General features: G+C 68.7%; 8 protein-coding genes. 4 read left to right on the top strand and 4 right to left on the bottom strand.

Translation table 11 applies throughout. The annotated features are described in order from the left end of the window. Positions 1-136 precede the first annotated feature (136 nt). The gene (locus HWX14_RS35090) at positions 137-1,066 is read left to right on the top strand and encodes a 2-hydroxyacid dehydrogenase (protein ID WP_175886630.1); all 930 of its coding nucleotides are present in this window, start codon (positions 137-139) and stop codon (positions 1,064-1,066) included. Positions 1,067-1,302: 236 nt separating this feature from the next. Here the strand turns inward: HWX14_RS35090 and HWX14_RS35085 are convergent, their stop codons facing one another. Continuing rightward, complete coding sequence (locus tag HWX14_RS35085; RefSeq protein ID WP_175886629.1) at positions 1,303-3,273, bottom strand: Xaa-Pro dipeptidyl-peptidase; 1,971 nt, start codon at positions 3,271-3,273, stop codon at positions 1,303-1,305. Between the two features lie 553 nt (positions 3,274-3,826). On the opposite strand from HWX14_RS35085, the gene HWX14_RS35080 reads away from it, so the two are divergent. Beyond that, positions 3,827-4,648 carry a hypothetical protein gene (locus HWX14_RS35080; RefSeq protein WP_175886628.1) on the top strand — a complete coding sequence of 274 codons (822 nt, stop codon included), beginning with the start codon at positions 3,827-3,829 and terminating at the stop codon, positions 4,646-4,648. A 26-nt stretch (positions 4,649-4,674) separates the two neighbouring features. Here the strand turns inward: HWX14_RS35080 and HWX14_RS35075 are convergent, their stop codons facing one another. Continuing rightward, entirely contained in the window at positions 4,675-5,943 is a 1,269-nt protein-coding gene (locus HWX14_RS35075) for a lipoprotein-releasing ABC transporter permease subunit (protein ID WP_175886627.1), read from the bottom strand. A 295-nt stretch (positions 5,944-6,238) separates the two neighbouring features. Here HWX14_RS35075 and HWX14_RS35070 point away from each other — a divergent pair, with 295 nt between their 5' ends. Both HWX14_RS35070 and pbpC read left to right on the top strand, forming a co-directional pair. Then, complete coding sequence (locus HWX14_RS35070) at positions 6,239-12,247, top strand: alpha-2-macroglobulin (RefSeq protein ID WP_175886626.1); 6,009 nt, start codon at positions 6,239-6,241, stop codon at positions 12,245-12,247. A gap of 54 nt (positions 12,248-12,301) precedes the next feature. Continuing rightward, a complete protein-coding gene (gene pbpC, locus HWX14_RS35065; protein ID WP_175886625.1) occupies positions 12,302-14,734 on the top strand; it encodes a penicillin-binding protein 1C in 2,433 nt (810 codons plus the stop codon). Positions 14,735-14,755: 21 nt separating this feature from the next. On the opposite strand, the gene HWX14_RS35060 is transcribed toward pbpC, so the two are convergent. Together HWX14_RS35060 and HWX14_RS35055 are read right to left on the bottom strand one after the other, a co-directional pair. Continuing rightward, complete coding sequence (locus tag HWX14_RS35060; RefSeq protein WP_175886624.1) at positions 14,756-16,162, bottom strand: methyl-accepting chemotaxis protein; 1,407 nt, start codon at positions 16,160-16,162, stop codon at positions 14,756-14,758. Positions 16,163-16,390: 228 nt separating this feature from the next. After that, the gene (locus HWX14_RS35055; RefSeq protein ID WP_175886623.1) at positions 16,391-17,461 is read right to left on the bottom strand and encodes a porin; all 1,071 of its coding nucleotides are present in this window, start codon (positions 17,459-17,461) and stop codon (positions 16,391-16,393) included. Positions 17,462-17,787: the final 326 nt, after the last annotated feature.

Genomic DNA, 17,787 nt, shown 5'->3' with positions numbered 1-17,787 from the left:
CGAAAGTTACTTGACTGAGCGGGCTTTGGCAAACCGCGTGCGGCGGCGTGTCCACAGCCGGTGTGGGGATAACCCGCATCCGTCATGCGGGCTTGTTACACTGAAATTCGTTCCCCGCCTGCGGACATTTGCTGACATGAAGCCCGAGCTGCTGGTCCTCATCGCATTGCGCGGCGACGCGCATCGCGAGATCGCCGCGTCATTCGACGTGCGTTATGCCCCGACTGCCGACGCGCGCGAACGCGCGATCGCCGAACACGGCAGCACGATTCGCGCGGTGCTGACCAACGGCAGCACCGGGCTGACCGCCGCCGAGATCGACCGGCTGCCGCAGCTCACGTTCGTCAGCGCGCTCGGCGCGGGCTACGAGCACATCGACGTCGCGCACGCGAAGGCGCGCGGCATTACCGTGGTCACGGGCGCCGGCACCAACGACGATTGCGTCGCCGATCACGCGTTCGCGCTGCTGCTCGCGGCGGTGCGCAACGTCGTGCAGCTCGATGCGAAAACCCGTGCGGGCGTGTGGCGCGACGGGCTGTCGATGCCGCCGAACGTGTCGGGCAAGAAGCTCGGCATCGTCGGGCTCGGCAAGATCGGCGAGAAGTGCGCGCGCCGCGCGGCCGGCTTCGACATCGAGATCGGTTATCACAACCGCTCGGAGAAGCCCGTGCCGTACCGCTATTTCGACCGGGTCGACGCGCTCGCGCAGTGGGCCGATTTCCTGATCGTCGCGACGCCGGGCGGCGCGGGCACGCGGCACCTGATCGGTCGCACCGTGCTCGACGCGCTCGGCCCCGGCGGCTTTCTCGTCAACGTGTCGCGCGGCAGTGTTGTCGATACCGCTGCTTTGGCAGACGCGCTGCGCGAGCGGCGCATCGCGGGCGCGGGGCTCGACGTGTACGAAGGCGAACCGGAGCCGCCACGTGCGCTGACCGATCTCGACAGCGTCGTGCTGACGCCGCACATGGGCGGCTGGTCGCCCGAGGCGCTCGATCGTTCGGTGCGGCAGTTTCTCGACAACGCGGCGCGGCATTTCGCGGGGCAGCCGGTGTTGACGCCGGTGTGAGCGCCGGGCGGCGGCATCGAATCAGTTTCGCGCGCGTGCAGAATGCCCGGTAGAAATCCGGCAGGTTCGCCGGCTTGTCGGCATCGAGATCGATCCAGCCGAACGGGTTGTACTCGTCGCTCGGCACGATTTCGCGACGATCGGCCCGGCACTCCCTTCATGAAGCGATCCCCCGCCCGCATCGACGGGCATGCAGGCGGGGGAGACGGTGCGTTACGCCGGCAGCCGGCGCACGATTACGCGCCCGTCGACGGCGAAGCCAGCGGCACCGTCACCGACGTGCCGGCTGGATCGAGCGTCAGCCCGGTGCCCGGCGTCGGCCGCAGCGTCGCCTCGTAGTCGCTGGAGAGGACGACGAGCCCCAGCCGGTGGCCGGCTTCCAGCTTGTAGTCGCGCGGCATGAAGGTCAGCTTCAGGTCGTACGGCATGCCGGGCAGCACCGGCTGCGACACCCACTCGGACAGCCGGTTGCGCGGGTCGGTCCATGCGCGTGTGACGATCGTCGCCGTGCCGTCCGGCGCGCGGTCGACCAGCAAGGCCGTCACGTTCGCGACGCCCGTGAAGGTCAGCCTGACGCGTGCGGTCGCGGCGCCGGACAGGCGTGCCGCGGCCGTCAGCGGGGCGGTCTCGAAGCGGCTGCGGTTTTCGCCGGTCGCTGTGTTCGCCAGCGTGAGCGCGGGAATACGCGCATCGTCGGTGAAGCGCGCGAGCGGGCCGCCGCTCGGCAGCCGCAGCAGCGTGCCGGTGCTCGCGCCGTCGCCGCCCGCAAAGTACGTGATCGGCGTCGCGTGGCGCGCGGCCCAGTCGGCTTCCTTCAGCAGCGTGCCGTCCGCCTGCGCGATCACCGCGCGCGGATCCTGCTCGACGCCGTTGTCATAGCCGATCAGGTAGCGCGTGAACCACCGGTTCACCTCCGCCGTCCAGGCATCGGCCATCGCCGGCACGCGGGTCGGATCGGTGTGCTTCAGCCGATGCAGCCACAGCTGGGTCGGCACGCCCTGGCGTCGCATCGCCAGATACCACGACGTCGACTGGTCGACGCGCACGTTGTCGTCGGTGAGCCCCTGTGCGACGAGCGCGGGCGCGACCGCGAACGCGGTCGGAATGTCGCGCGCGGCCCAGAACGGCGAATAGTCGCCGGTCTTGCGGTCCTCCTGCTGCAGCGCTTCGTCGATCAGGTGCGTGCAGCGCTCCGGATGCGCGTTCGTCAGCAGCGCCTTGATGTACACGTCGACATCCTCGCCCTGATAGCCTTCCGGCGCGCGCACGAGGCCGCCCGAGCGGTAGTAGCCGTACATGTTCGACAGCCCGGCGATCGGCACGATCGCGTCGAGCCCGCGCGTGCGCAGGCTCGCGACCATCTTCGGCAGCGTGCCGTCGTACGACACGCCGTACATGCCGACGTGGCCGGTCGACCAGTTCGCGACGACCGCCTTGCCGTTCGCGTCCTTCGCGGTCGCGTCGCGGCCGAGCCAGCGGATCACCGACGCCATCGCGACCGATTCGTCGCGCGTCAGGATCGTCGGGCAGCCGTCCGAGCCGGCGGTGCCGAGCGAATCCGCGTAGACGATCGTGAAGCCGCGCGGCACGAAGTAGCTTTCGATCCACGAGCGGCCGGCGGCGGCCGCCTCGACCTGCTGCAGCATCCGCGATTGCGGCGCGGCGGCCAGGATGCGCGTGGACGCCGATGCCGCGGCACCGGCGGTCGCGGCCGGATGCGGCGTGCCGTCGAGTTCGACGTCGACGTCGTGGTTCGGGCTGTCGGCGAGCCCCGCGTAATACGGGCTCGCGAGCACGATGACGGGCGTGCGTGCGCCGCTCGCCGTTTCGGACGGCCGCACGATGCGCACGTGGATGCGGTCGCGCGTGCCGTCGCCGTCGGAATCGACCGGCGTGTCGACCCACGCGTTCTCCTCGATCGTGCCGCCCGATAGCGACGGCTGCACCTGGCCGTTGCTGATCACCGGCTTGTAGCGTCCGCCGCTCGCCGGGTTCGCGTACGGCACGCCCGACGGCGAAAAGCGCGACGCGAGCGATTGCGCACTGGATGTATCGGCCGCGGCGGCGGCCCCCTCCTGTTGGCCCTGCGCGAGCGCTGACACGCCCGCCACGCTGCCGCCGTCGTCGCCGCCGCACGCGGCGAGCGTCGCGGCCGCCACGAGCGCGGGCAACCATGCGCGCCGCACTCCGGTTCGATGAATGTTCATTGGATGGACCTCGTCTCTTGTGTTTGTCTGGAACCGGCCGGCTCGCGATACGCCCCCTGCGGCCCGGCCGGGTGCTGCGTCGGATGAAGCGGAACTGCACCATCAAAAGCGGCGGGCGAGACGGATGAGGATCTCGCCCGGTGCCGGCGCGCGTCAGGCGGCGCGCATCCGGCCGGCGTCGAGGCGAGCGCATCGCCCCGAACGGGAATCGTCAGTGCGGCGGTTCGCTGCGAATGCAGGAGTGCGAATCAAATGCGGGCATGCCCGAGCTTCCTTCAGGTTTCGGATGAAACGGAACGGCACGATGCGATGAGGCGGGAATGTTGCGAACGGCGGTGCTGCAACGGCAGGAAAGCGCGACGCGAGTCGGCACGCTGGCCGGATTGCTTTCCGGAAGCTTGCGCAAAAGTTATCGCAGTGAAATGTTCGTGTCAAACTTTTTTAGCTTGAATCAAACAAAGTTTCGATAGGCGTGCGGCATGCGCGCTTAACTTCCCCGCAATCCGTCCGTAAACAGGGAAAAACAGGCTGAAAACGAGAGAGAAAGAGGGCAATGACGATACCGGTTACGGCGGCGGGCGGCCTGACGCTCGCGCAAATGGCGCAGGCGGCGCTCGACGGGCGCCAGACGACGGACACGCCGGACACGACGGCGTCCGGCGCGCAGCAAGACGCGCCGATCAGCGTCCGGGCAATCGATCCGGACGCGATGCAGGCGGCGATGACGAAACAGTTGTCGATGGTGGGCGATTTGACGATGAAGCTGCGTGGCGTGACGGACGCGCTCGCGACGAGCCTGCAGGACATCGTCGCGAAGCGCCCGGATCTGGCCGATGCGCAGTTCGACTTCATGACCGATGACGGCCGGATCAAGGTCGTGTCGAAGACGCTGACGGACAGCGATCGCGCATGGGTCGAATCGACGCTGAACGCGAACGCCGGCCTCGTGCTCGCGACGCGGGATTTTCACGAGGAGGCCGTCGATATCGCCGCGCAAGGCGCGGCCGTGCGCGGCGACACGTTCACGGACAGCGACCGCGCGGCGGCGAGCCAGCGCGCCGATGCGCGCTTTCACTTCATGAGCCTGCTCGACCGGTCGGTCGCGGACAACCCGCCGCCCGTGGCGCCCGGCGGACACTTCACCACGCAGGACGGCACGACGCTGACGATCGAGCCGTCGGCCGGCACGGCGCGCGGCACGCTCGCGCTGCTGAACACCGCGCGCCAGTTGTCGTCGGGCGCGGCGATTTTCGTCGACGCATCCGGCAACAAGTCGTACGGCATACGCGCGGAACTCGTCAACGTCGGCTTCGACGTGCTCGCCGGCTACACGCCCGACGGCGGCAACAGCGTCGGCTTCCACGAGATCGCGTAACGCCGCGCCAATCGCGCCAATCGCGCCTACTCGTCGCGCAGCGCCTCGGCCGGCCGCACCCGCGCGGCGCGCCAGCTCGGGTACAGCGTCGCGACGCACGACATCAGGAACGCGGCCGACGCGATCTCGATCACGTCGAGCGCCGACAGCTTCGACGGCAGCGAGCTGAGGAAATACACGGACGGCGTCAGGAAGTGGATGCCGAACAACTGTTCGACCGCCGGCAGCACCACCGGGATGCTCACCGCGATCGCGCAGCCGAGCGCGACGCCCGCCAGCGTGCCGGCGAGGCCGATCGTCATCCCCTGGATCGCGAAGATCTTCATGATCGAGCGGGGCGGCGCGCCGAGCGTGCGCAGGATCGCGATGTCGCCCTGCTTCTGCGTGACGGTCATCACGAGCGACGACACGAGGTTGAACGCGGCGACCGCGACGATCAGCATCAGGATCAGGGACAGCATCCGTTTCTGCAGCCGCTCGGCTTCGAACCACGTGCGGTTCTGCCGCGTCCAGTCGCGGATGTACAGGTTGCCCGACAGCGTGCGCGACAGCGCGAGCGCGATCTCGGGCGCGCGCTGCAGATCGTCGATGCGCAGCCGGATGCCGGTCGGCGCGTTCACGTTGGACAGTTGCTGCGCGTCGCGGATATGGATGTACGCGAGCGCGCTGTCGTACTGGTAGTGGCCCGACTCGAACGTGCCGACCACGTTGAACTGGCGGAACCGCGGCAGCGCGTCGCCCAGGCGCGCGGTGTTGCCGGGCGCGAAGAACGTGATGCGGTCGCCGATCTTCACGTGCAACGCGTCCGCGAGCGCGGCGCCGAGCACGATGCCCATCTCGCCCGGCACGAGCGCGTCGAGGCGGCCGGTCTTCAGCTTGCGCGCGATCTCGGACACGCGCGGCTCGAGCACCGGATCGATGCCGCGCAGCGCGACGCCCGTCACGTTGCCCGCGTTCGTCAGCAGCGCCTGCGCGTCGACATAGGGCGCGACGGCGCGCACCGAAGCATTCTGTAACGATTCGTGCGCGGTCAGCCGCCAGTCGGGCATCGCGCCGGACGGCGAGAAGATTTCCACGTGCGCGAGCACCGACAGCATCCGGTCGCGCACCTCGGTGCGAAAGCCGTTCATCACCGACAGCACGACGATCAGCGCGGCCACGCCGAGCGCGATGCCGGCCATCGCGGCGCCGGCGATGAACGACACGAAGCCGTCGCCGGCCGAGCGCCGGCCGCCGCGCGCGTAGCGCAGCCCGATCTGCCATTCGAACGGGAGTTTCAAGCGAGTTCCTTTCATTTCGGTTCGATCCTGCCGAGCCGCGCATTCTAGCGAACGCGGCGCGGCCGTGTGCAGAGGTCGGGCGGCGGCCCCGAAATCCGCCGATATCCGTCCGGCCGGCCGGTTATCGGCCGGCGTTGCGCGCCGGCACGCCGATATTTCCATCGTTTCGGGTCTGATCGATAATGGCGCCCAGCATCCGGTCGAACATACCAAGTATTCACGGCGCAACCGGGCCGCGCCGTCACAGACCCATAACGATTCGGGGAAGGTTGCCGCTCGGGCAGCATGTCCTTGACAAGGAAATAACAAAATGGATTTGCTGCGCTTCCTGCTGCTCCTGCCGATTCGCGCGGCGGGCTTCGTCTGGTGGCTGCTCGGCTGCGCGCTGCGGCCGCTGGTCGGCGACGTGTCGTGGACGGCGCCCGCGTGGATGGGCGTCACCGCCGCGGCCGTGCGCCGCCGCCCGTGGCATGCCGGCGGCATCGTGCTGCTCGCGGCCGCGCTCGGTTACGGCGGCTACTGGTTCAAGCATCGCCCGAAGCCGCCCGAGCCCGAAACCGTCGGCTTCACCGTGAAGGCGCCGGCGATCACGACCTACGAGGTCGACGAGACCGACAAGCCGAAGATCACCGTGCACCCGCTGGAAGTGGCGTTCTCGCAATCGGCCGCGCCGATCGAGCAGGTCGGCAAGCCGGCCGGCGACGGCATCGAGATGACGCCCGCGCTGAAGGGCGCGTGGGAGTGGGCCGACGACAAGACGCTGCGCTTCACGCCGGCCGCCGACTGGCCGGTCGGCGCGCACGTCGAGGTGCGCTTCGCCGTGCATCGCGTGTTCGCGCCGCAGGTGGCGATGCGCGACGACCGTTTCGCGTTCGACGTGCCGGCGTTCGCCGCGACGTTCGGCGACAACCAGTTCTACCAGAACCCCGACAATCCGGCGGAGAAGCAGGCGCTGCTGCAGTTGCGCTTCAACTACCCGGTCGATCCGGCCGAGTTCGAGAAGCGCGTCGGCCTCGTGCTGGTCGGCCGCGACGGCAAGACCGTGTCGCCGCTGCGCTATACGGTCAACTACGACAAGATGAAGACGAGCGCGTGGGTCCACTCGCAGCCGCTCGAGATTCCGCGCGATCCGCTCGCGGTGCGGCTCGACGTCGACAAGGGCGTGAAGAGCGCGCGCGGCGGCAACGGCACGCCGGACGTGCTGCACGCGTCGGTCGGCGTGCCGGGGCTGTACAGCCTGTCGATCGGCAATATCGCGCCGACGCTCGTCGACAACGAGCGCTACGAGCCGGAGCAGGTGCTTGTGGCCGAAACCTCCGACGGCGTGCGCGGCGCCGAGCTGGCCGCGCGCGCGAAGGCGTGGGTGCTGCCCAAGCGCAAGCCGGGCGTCGAGCAGTCGGACGACGATCCGCCGTACGAATGGAACGTGGCCGACATCAGCGACGCGGTGCTGAAGCAGTCGAAGCCGCTGCCGCTCGAAGTCGTGCCGACCGAGAACGACTTCGCGACGCTGCAGAGCTTCAAGTACCACGCGACGCCGGGCGAGCGCGTCGTCGTGCGCTTCGACGGTGACCTGAAATCGGCGGGCGGCTACCGGCTCGGCGCGCCGGTGACGAGCGCGTTCACGGTGCCCGACTATCCGAAGCTGCTGCGCTTCATGGCCGACGGCTCGCTGCTGTCGATGAGCGGCAGCAAGCGGCTGTCGGTCGTGTCGCGCAACCTGCCGGGGATGAAGGTCGAGATCGGCCGCGTGCTGCCCGACCAGATCCAGCATCTCGTGAGCTTCAACAACGGCACGTTCGCGCGGCCCGAGCTGTCGTATTCGTTCAGCGAGGATCACATCGTCGAGCGCTTCGTGCAGACCCGTGCGTTCCCGGCCGGCGACCCGGGCCGTGCCCACTACGAAGGCATCGATCTCGGCCAGTACCTGAAGGGCGGCAAGCGCGGCGTGTTCCTGCTGCACCTGTCGAAGTACGATCCGGCGGCCGAAAAGAAGAAAGCCGACGACGCGAAGAGCAGCGATTCGGCATCGGATGACGGCAGCCAGGATCAGTCCGACAACGCCGATTCCGGCGACAGCAGCGGCAACGGCGACGACGGCGACAACGCGCTCGGCGATACGCGTCTGATCGTCGTGACCGATCTCGGGATGCTGGTCAAGAAGGCGCTGGACGGCAGCCAGGACGTGTTCGTCCAGTCGATCCGCTCGGGCAAGCCGGTTGCGGGCGCAACCGTGTCGGTGCTCGCGGTGAACGGGCAGGCGCTGTTCACGCAGACGACCGGCGCCGACGGCGTCGTGCATTTCCCCGCGTTCAAGGGGCTCGACCGCGAGAAGCGGCCGCAACTGTACGTCGTGAAGAAGGACACCGACCTGTCGTTCCTGCCGGTGGCCGGCCGCGATCGTCAGCTCGACTTCTCGCGCTTCGACGTCGACGGCGAACGCAACGCGACGGGCCAAGGGCAACTGTCCGCGTACCTGTTCTCGGATCGCGGGCTGTACCGGCCCGGCGATCCATTCCACATCGGCCTGATCGTGCGCGCGGCCAGCTGGGCGCGCAGCCCGGCCGGCGTGCCGCTGCAGGCCGAGATCGTCGACCCGCGCGGGATGACCGTCGAGCGCAAGCCGGTGACGGTCGACGCGACGGGTTTCACCGAGCTCGGCTACACGACCGCCGAAACGGCGCCGACCGGTACGTGGACGGTCAACCTGTATATCGTCAAGGACGGCCAGCCGGGCGCCGAGCCGATCGGCAGCACGACGGTGCAGGTGAAGGAATTCCTGCCCGACCGGATGAAGGTCGACGCGAAGCTGTCGCAGCAGGTCGTCGAAGGGTGGGTGAAGCCGAAGGGGCTGAAGGGCCTCGTCGATGCGCAGAACCTGTTCGGCACGCCGGCCGAGAAACGCCGCGTCGCGGCCGCGCTGACGCTGCGTCCCGTGTGGCCGTCGTTCCGCAGCTGGCAGGGTTATCACTTCTTCGACGCACGCCGTGCGAAGGAGGGCTACACGACCGCGCTGCAGGACGGCGCGACCGACGACAAGGGCCATGCCGAGTTCGATCTCGATCTCGACAAGTACGCGGACGCGACCTACCAGCTCTACTTCCAGGCGAAGGCGTATGAAGCGGAAGGCGGACGCAACGTCGCCGCGAACGCGCAGACGCTCGTGTCGAACAACGACTGGCTCGTCGGCTACAAGTCGGTCGACGATCTCGGCTACGTGAAGCGCGGCAGCCCGCGCACGGTTCGGCTCGTCGCGATCGATCCGGGCGCGAAGGCGATCGACGTGAAGGACCTGCGCGCGCAGCTCGTCGAGCAGCGTTACGTGTCGGTGCTGACCAGGCAGGATTCCGGCGCGTACAAATACGATTCGCGGCTGAAGGAAGTGCCGGTCGACGACAAGCCGCTGTCGATTCCGGCAGCCGGGCTCGACTACGCGCTGCGCACCGACAAGCCGGGCAGCTATGCGCTCGTGATCCGCCGCGCCGATGGCGCCGCGGTGAATCGGATCGAGTATTCGGTCACGGGCGCCGCGAACGTCACGCGTTCGCTCGACCGCAACGCGGAGCTGCAGGTGAGCCTTGCGAAGCACGACTTCAAGCCGGGCGAGCAGGTGGAGATCGCGATCCGCGCGCCGTATGCGGGCAGCGGCCTGATCACGATCGAGCGCGACAAGGTGTATGCGCATGCGTGGTTCCATGCGGACACGACGAGCTCGATCCAGCACATCACGGTGCCGGCCGGCTTCGAAGGCAACGGCTACATCAACGTGCAGACCATCCGCGATCCGTCGTCCGACGAGATCTTCATGAGCCCGCTGAGCTACGGCGTCGTGCCGTTCTCGGTGAACCTCGATGCGCGCCGCAACGCGGTGAGCGTCGATGCGCCGGCGCTCGTGAAGCCGGGCGATACCGTCAATTTCACCGTGCATTCGGCGAAGCCCGCGAAGGTCGTGGTGTTCGCGGTCGACGAAGGGATCCTGCAGGTCGCGCGCTACAAGCTCGGCGATCCGCTGAAGTTCTTCTTCCGCAAGCGGATGCTCGAAGTCGGCACGTCGCAGATCCTCGACCTGATCCTGCCGGATTTCGAGAAGCTGATGGCGATGGCCGCGCCCGGCGGCGACGCCGACGACGCGATCGGCCGCCAGCTGAACCCGTTCAAGCGCAAGCGCGACAAGCCGGTCGTCTACTGGTCGGGGATCGTCGACGTGAACGGCGACACGCGCCTGAGCTACACGGTGCCCGACTACTTCAACGGGAAGCTGCGCGTGATGGCCGTGTCGGTGTCGCCCGATCTCGTCGGCACGTTCGAAGGCGCGACGACGGTGCGCGGCGATTTCGTGCTGTCGCCGAACGTGCCGACGACGCTCGCGCCGGGCGACGAGGCCGACGTCAGCGTCGGCGTCGCGAACAACCTGACGGGCGTCGGCAACCAGCCGGTGCCGGTCGCGGTCACGCTGAAGACGGGCCCGCAACTGCAAGTGATCGGGCCGGCCACGCAGAACGTCGCGCTCGCGCCGCAGCACGAAGGCGTCGCGCTGTTCCGCGTGAAGGCGACCGATACGCTCGGCTCGGGCGCGCTGTCGTTCGGCGCGCGCTACGGCGCGAAGGGCGCGCAGCAGCGTGTCGACGTGTCGGTGCGGCCGGCCGCCGCGTTCCGCACGCAGCTCGACATCGCGCGGCTCGATCCGGGCAAGAAGGCCGGCGTGCCGAGCCTGCGGTCGATGTACGACGCGTATGCGTCGCGCGACGCGAGCATCTCGACCGCGCCGCTGGTGCTGTCCGAAGGGCTGTCGTCGTATCTCGTCAACTTCGACCACTACTGCAGCGAGCAGATGGTGAGCGCGGCCGTGCCGCGCGTGTTCGCGGCGAAGTGGCTGTCGGTGCGCGCGCTGACGAGCGCGATGCATGCGCCCGAAGTTGGCACCGGCGCCGGCGCCGACGCGGCGAACGCGAGCGCGATCGCGCAGTTCCTCGGCGTGCTGCGCGGCCGGCAGAACGCGCAGGGCGGCTTCGGCCTGTGGAGCGCGACGCCCGATGCCGATCCGTTCGTGTCCGCGTATGCGATGCACGTGCTGCTCGATGCGCGCGAGCGCGGCGTCGCGGTGCCGAAGGACATGCTCGACGCGGGCAACCAGTACTTGGAGCGGCTCGCCGCGAACGATTCGCTCGGCTCGCTCGACCTGTTGCGGCAGCGCGCGTACGCGGTGTATCTGCTCACGCGCCAGGGCAACGTGACGACCAACAGCCTCGCGGCCGTGCAGAAGCGGTTGCAGGCGACCTATCCGAACGACTGGAACAACGATCTCGCGGCCGCGTGGCTCGCGGCGTCGTATCAATTGCTGAAGCAGGACAAGGAGGCCGCCGCGCTGATCGCGGGCCCGCAAGCGTTGCTCGAACGCAAGCGCGCGTCCGACGGCGACTATGCGACCGGTTACTACATCGACCCGCTGACGCGCGACGCTAGCGTGCTGTACCTGCTCGCGAAGCACTTCCCGGAGCGCGTGCGCAAGCTGTCGCCGCGTGCGATGGACAACCTCGCCGCGCCGCTCGTCGACAACCGCTACAACACGCTGTCGTCGGCGATGACGATACTCGCGCTCGACGCGTACGCGGCATCGAACGCGGGCCAGCTCGACCAGCTCGCGATCAATGAAGTGCGCGCGGGCGCCGCGCCGAAGGACGTGTCGTCGATCCGGGCGAAACTTGTGCGCTCGGGCACGTGGGTGGCCGGCGCATCGCGCGTCGACTTCGTGAACGGCAGCGCGTTGCCGGCGTGGTGGGTCGCGAGCCAGTCGGGCTACGACCGCGGCACGTCGACGAAGGCGATCAGGAACGGGCTGGAGATCGTGCGCGACTACACCGACACCGACGGCAAGCCGCTCGCGAAGATCACGCTCGGCCAGGAGATCGACGTGCACCTGAAGATTCGCGCGACCGGTTCGGCGAACGTCGGCAACGTCGCGATCGTCGACCTGCTGCCGGGCGGCTTCGATCCGGTCATCGCGCCGCCGCCCGCGACCGATACGCAGGACGGCAACGGCGACGGCAGTGCGTCGGCGCCGGTGGCCGACGCGCCGTGGCGTTCGCCGATCGGCGTGAAGGGTTCGACGTGGCAGCCGCAGTTCGCCGATATCCGCGAGGATCGCGTGGTGATCTACGGCACCGCGACGACCGACGTGCGCGAGTTCGTCTACCGGATCAAGGCGAGCAACGCGGGCCGCTTCATTGCGCCGCCGGCCTACGGCGAATCGATGTACGACCGCCGCGTGCAGGCGCAGGCGCCGGGCGGCACGGCGCTGACGGTGGAGCGCGTGCGATGACGGGGCGGAGGCACACGCGTCGCGGACCACGTCGAAAGCAAGGAGCGAGCGGGCATGGCTGACGCGTCCGTGGTGCGGCGCGCGCTGCGCGATGCCGGCCGCTGGCTGCATCGCTGGCAGAACTGGCTCGTCGGCGCGTTGCTCGTGTTCGGCGCGCTGGCCGCGTGCCGGCTGTGGCCGCATCCGCCGCTGCGCGACTGGAAGCCGTCGTCGGTCGCGGTGACGGACGCACAGGGCCGGCTGCTGCGCTTGACGCTCGCGAAGGACGACCGCTACCGGCTGTGGGTGCCGTTGAACCGGATGTCGCCGCAGCTCGTCGAAGCCGTGATGCTGCACGAGGACCGCTGGTTCCGGTGGCATCCGGGTTTCAACCCGTACGGCCTCTTGCGCGGTGCGTGGATCACCTATGTGCGCGGCGGCAATCCGCAGGGCGGCTCGACGCTGACGATGCAGCTCGCGCGCTCGCTGTGGAAGCTGAACACGCGCACGCCGGCCGGCAAGCTCGAGCAGGTCGCACGCGCGGTGCAGCTCGAACTGTTCTACTCGAAGCGGCAGATTCTCGAAGCGTATCTGAACGACGCGCCGTACGGCCGCAACGTCGAAGGCGCGGGCACCGCGAGCGTCGTCTATTTCGACCGGATGCCGGACGCGCTGACGCTGCCCGAGGCGCTTGCGCTCGCGGTGATTCCGCAGGACCCGGCGCGGCGCGTGCGCGGCGGGCAGGACGCGATCAACCGTGCGCTGGCCGCGTCGCGCAACCGGCTGTATGCGCGCTGGCTGACGACGCATCCGGGCGATGCGTCGCTCGAGCCGTTGTTCGCGTTGCCGCTCGCGATGCGGCCGCTGTCCGCGCTGCCGTTCGATGCGCCGCACGCGGTCGACCAGGCGCTGGCCGCACGCAACGCGTGGCGCACGACGCAGCAGGGCGACTCGGCGGCCGATGGCAACCGCGACAGCGACAGCGACGGCGGCGCGCGGCTCGCGACGACGCTCGATCTCGACCTGCAACGCACGCTAGAACGGCAGATTGCGCGCTATGTCGCGCGCAACGATACGCGCGGCGTGCGCAACGCGGCGGCCATCCTCGTCGATACGCGCGACATGGGCGTGAAGGCGCTGGTCGGCTCCGCGAACTTCTTCGACCGGACGATCGACGGGCAGGTGAACGGCACGCTGGCGCGGCGCTCGCCGGGCTCGACGCTCAAGCCGTTCATCTATGCGCTTGGCTTCGACCAGGGCGTGCTGCATCCGCAGACCGTGCTGCGCGACGTGCCGACGTCGTTCGGCCCGTACGCGCCGGAGAATTTCGACGGCCATTTCCTCGGGCCGATCACGGCGACCGACGCGCTGAACCGCAGCCGCAACGTACCGGCCGTGTGGGTCGCGTCGCAGCTCAAGTCGCCCGACCTGTACCGGTTCCTGCAGGACGCCGGCGTGCGCCGGCTCGCGAGCGCGCAGCACTACGGGCTCGCGCTCGTGCTCGGCGGCGGCGAAGTGACGATGCAGGATCTCGCGGCGCTGTATGCGATGCTCGCGAATCGCGGCGAGTTCCGGCCGCTGCGGCTGCGCGCGGACGAGCCGGCGCTGCCCGGCCGGCGTCTGCTGAGCGCCGAGGCGAGCTACATGACGATGGACATGCTGCGCCAGCACCTGCGCCCCGACGAGAAGAGCGGCGCGCAGCCGTCGAGCGTGCCCGTGTACTGGAAGACCGGCACGTCATGGTCGTTTCGCGATGCGTGGACGGCCGGCGTGTTCGGTCCGTACGTGCTCGTCGTGTGGGTCGGCAATTTCGACAATTCGACCAACACCGCGTTCGTCGGTGTCGATGCGGCCGCGCCGTTGTTCTTTCAGGTCGTCGATGCGATGAACGCGGAGCGCACGCTCGTCGAGCCGCCGCGCGCGGTGCCGCCGAAACTGAAGCGCGTGCGCGTCTGCCTCGCGAGCGGCGACCTGCCGAACGAGTGGTGTCCGCAGCAGGGCTGGACGTGGTTCATCCCGGGCACGTCGCCGATCCGCGTGAGCACCGTGCACCGGCCCGTCGTGATCGACGATGCAACGGGGAAGGCCGCGTGCCCGCCGTACGACGGCAAGCGCACGCATACCGAGATCTTCGAGTTCTGGCCGTCGGACTTGCAGCAGGTGTTCGCGCAGGCCGGCATTCCGCGCCGGCGGCCGCCGCAGAATGCGGATTGTCGCGATGCCGGGCAGGTCGAAGGCGATCCGCCGCGCATCACGTCGCCGCTGCGCGGCAGTACGTATGCGATGCGCGTGAAAAGCACCGACGAAACGCGCATCGCGTTCAACGCGAGCGCCGATGCGAGCGCGCATGCGCTGTACTGGTTCGTCAACGATGCGTACGTCGGCCGTAGCGCGCCGGGCGATGCGCTGTTCTGGCAACCGCCTACGGCCGGCAGCTATACGGTGCGCGTGGTCGACGATCACGGGCGCAGCGATCAGCGGCCGCTGGGGGTGGGGCTGGAGCAATAGGCGCGGCTCGCGCGCGCCGGTTCAAACGCTGTAGCCGATCCGCAGGACGCCCCATGGCCGTCCGCCGACGACGATCGGCGCGGACACGTCCTTCATCAGCACGAACTGGCCGTTGCCCATGTCGCGGCGATAGGTCTGCAACAGGAACGGCTTGTCATGCGCGACGGACATGCGCGCCGTCCGGTCCGTGTAGATCCGGCGATTCCGGCAATTCGCCGCGTTCCACGCGGCGTCCGCACGCTGAGGCAGCGAGAACTTGCGGTTGTGGGTCGGCAGGTAGCACTGCCGGTCGAAGCTTGCGCAATAGACGACGCGTGCGTCGACGTCGAGCACCGGCTCCTGGATGGCGGGCAGCACGCGATCGGTAAACGCCGTGAAGCGCGTCATGAACTGCTGCGGGTCGGTGCCGGGAATCGGTTCGTAGTGCGTGTCGAAGAGCGCATCGAGCGTGATATCGCCGCGGCCGACCGCGTCCTCGAAGAGTTTGCTGATCGTGGCGGCCGTGTTCCGCGCGGTATCGATCAGGCGCGTGTCGGGCGATTCGATGCCGGTCGCGGCGGTGAGTTCGATCAGCGTCTCGGAGACGGAGAGCAGATTGCCGAGCCGGTCCTTGGCCTGCGAGAAATTGTCGGCCGAGTTCTCGACGCCCGACGCCATCTCGCCCACCTGCTCGTCGAGACGGTGGCACTGCGCCTCGATCTCGTCCGTCAGCGATGCGATCTGTTCGGCTTCACCCGCGAGCTCGGTGATCGCGTGGCCGGTCGCGTGCACGACCTCGCCGATCGTGCGGGTGCCCTCGCGCACGCGATGCGCGCGGGCGGCGTTGTCGGTGCCTTCCGCGAGCAGGTGCTCGGTCTGCTCGGCGAGCCGTGCGAGGGTCGTCTCGATCTGGGCCGTCGCTTGCCCGGTCTTCGCGGACAGGTTCTTGACCTCGGCCGCGACCACCGCGAAGCTGCGGCCCGACTCGCCGGCGCGCGCGGCTTCGATCGCGGCGTTCAGCGCAAGCAGGTGGGTCTGGCGCGCGATGACGGAGATCTCCTCGGACACGGCGCGCACGTGATCGAGCGCGTCCCGCAGCGCGCCCATCTGGTCGCTGATCGTGGTGACGCCCTCGACGAGCCCGTGAATGTCCGCGAGCGATGCCTCGATCGTCTGCTGCGACTGCCGAACCGCATTCGATGCGTTGGCGCTGACGTCGCGTACCTGCTGTGCGGCTTCGGCAATCCGGTGATTGCCGCGCAGCGTGAGCGCGGCCGATTCGCGCAGCGTGTGGCAGACCTCCGCCTGCCGGGCGACGCGGGCCGCGACTTCCTCGACGTGGCCCGACACGTCGCAGATCTCGATGCCGAGCCTGCCGGCCTGCTCGGCGATGTCGCCGACGAGCGCGCGCGACGAGCGGCGGCCGCGGCCGATTCCGAAGAGGTTCACGTTGGTGGGTCTCCTTGAGGGCATGCGCGCCGGGTTCCCGGCGGATGTTGGGCGTGCGTTCCTGACTTGACGGCTGCGCAGCCGCGGACTTGAGGTCGGGTAAACATCGAGATCGGCGCGCCGGATGGCCGGACCGGTGCCGGGTGGGGCGCGTTTGCGCGACGTTTGCGCGACGTTTCCGTGGCCGGACGGGCGGCTCGTGGTGGCCGCCCGTCCTCGGGCGCTGTATCAGAACACGTGATGGATGCCGGCGTTGACGCCGACCGTCGTGCCCGGCAACCCGTACAACGCGCCACCCGTGATGCCGAGGCCCGTATTCATCGCGCCGTGGTTGTTGACCACGCCGACCTGCGCATACAGGCCGGTTCGCTTCGACAGGCTGTAGTCGGCGCCGATCGCGGCAAGCAGCGAATGATTGTGCGAATCGTTGCGGTCGGTCGTGTACCACGCGCCGGTGTTCAGGTCGAGAGCCGGCGTGACGCGGTAGTCGAGGCCCGCGCTATACACGTTGTTGCTGAACGAACCGGCGACCTTGTAACTGGTGAACGACGCCTTGCCGGTCACCGGCCCGAACGTATAGCCGGCGCCGATCGTGCGGCCGACGAACGCGACCGTGCTCGGCACCGGCGTCGGCGACGTGCCGCCGTTGCCGTCGTAGAGCGCCGCGTTGAGCATGAAGCCGCCGTTCGTATAGGTGACGCTGCCGGAATACTGGCGTCCTGCCTGGAAGTCGCCGGCCTTGCCGCCGAAACCGAACATCGCGCTGGCCGTCAGCCCGGCGATCGTCGGGCTCGTGTACGAAATCGCGTTCGGGTTGAAGAGGCCCGTGACGAGCACGTTGTCGACGTACGGCACCAGCGCGGCGCCGAAGTGCGACACGTTGCGCGGGTCCGATCCGAGAATCGCGAGCACGAACGGCGAGAACTGCAGGCCGACCTTCGTTTCGCCGACGCCGCCGTCGATCCCGACCCACGCCTGGCGGCCGAAGAAGTTGCCGTTCGAATGGCCGAACGCGCCGTCCGTGATGTTGAAGCCGCTTTCCAGCTTGAATCTCGCGTGCAGCCCGCCGCCGAGATCCTCCGTGCCCGTGATGCCGAAGTTGGTCGGCGTCATGCCCGTGTCGGTCAGCGCGAACTGGCGGCCGGCGTTGCCGCCGGTTGTCGCGTCGAGCGATCGGCTCGTATAGAGCAATGCGGCGTCGAGGTCGCCGTACAGCGTGACGCTGCTCTGCGCGAAGCCGTTCGTACTTGCCGCCGCGCCGAGCAGCGCCGCGCAAATCGTCCATGTCATGCTCTTCATCGTCTGTCTCCGTTTTTGAGTGTTGTAATACGTATAACTAATTAAAAATGCAGTGGCGGAATCATTGCGAGCCGCCTGCATGCCGTGCCGTCGGGGAACGCACGGCGATGCTTGTCGCCGGCGCCGCAGCACGACCGAGAGCCCGGTGTGAGAGAGGGGCAAGCGGCCATACTGCGGCGCCGTGGTGAAGCGATCCACCCGCCGTGGCGGGCGATGTCACATCGAGTGGTTCAACTGCTCGAGGATGGCCGGATTCTCGAGCGTGGACGTGTCCTGCGTGATCGCCTCGCCCTTCGCGAGCGAGCGCAGCAGGCGCCGCATGATCT

It is taken from the genome of Burkholderia sp. BCC0044 (assembly GCF_902832955.1).
GTDB lineage: Bacteria > Pseudomonadota > Gammaproteobacteria > Burkholderiales > Burkholderiaceae > Burkholderia.
This window is presented reverse-complemented; position numbering and strand designations above follow the sequence as displayed.

What these genes read in the sequence shown, in the direction of transcription:
- pbpC (WP_175886625.1), top strand. Translation starts at nt 12,302, where the DNA reads ATGGCTGACGCGTCCGTGGTGCGGCGCGCGCTGCGCGATGCCGGCCGC.
- HWX14_RS35080 (WP_175886628.1), top strand. Translation starts at nt 3,827, where the DNA reads ATGACGATACCGGTTACGGCGGCGGGCGGCCTGACGCTCGCGCAAATG.
- HWX14_RS35070 (WP_175886626.1), top strand. Translation starts at nt 6,239, where the DNA reads ATGGATTTGCTGCGCTTCCTGCTGCTCCTGCCGATTCGCGCGGCGGGC.
- HWX14_RS35085 (WP_175886629.1), bottom strand. Translation starts at nt 3,273, where the DNA reads ATGAACATTCATCGAACCGGAGTGCGGCGCGCATGGTTGCCCGCGCTC.
- HWX14_RS35055 (WP_175886623.1), bottom strand. Translation starts at nt 17,461, where the DNA reads ATGAAGAGCATGACATGGACGATTTGCGCGGCGCTGCTCGGCGCGGCG.
- HWX14_RS35075 (WP_175886627.1), bottom strand. Translation starts at nt 5,943, where the DNA reads ATGAAAGGAACTCGCTTGAAACTCCCGTTCGAATGGCAGATCGGGCTG.
- HWX14_RS35090 (WP_175886630.1), top strand. Translation starts at nt 137, where the DNA reads ATGAAGCCCGAGCTGCTGGTCCTCATCGCATTGCGCGGCGACGCGCAT.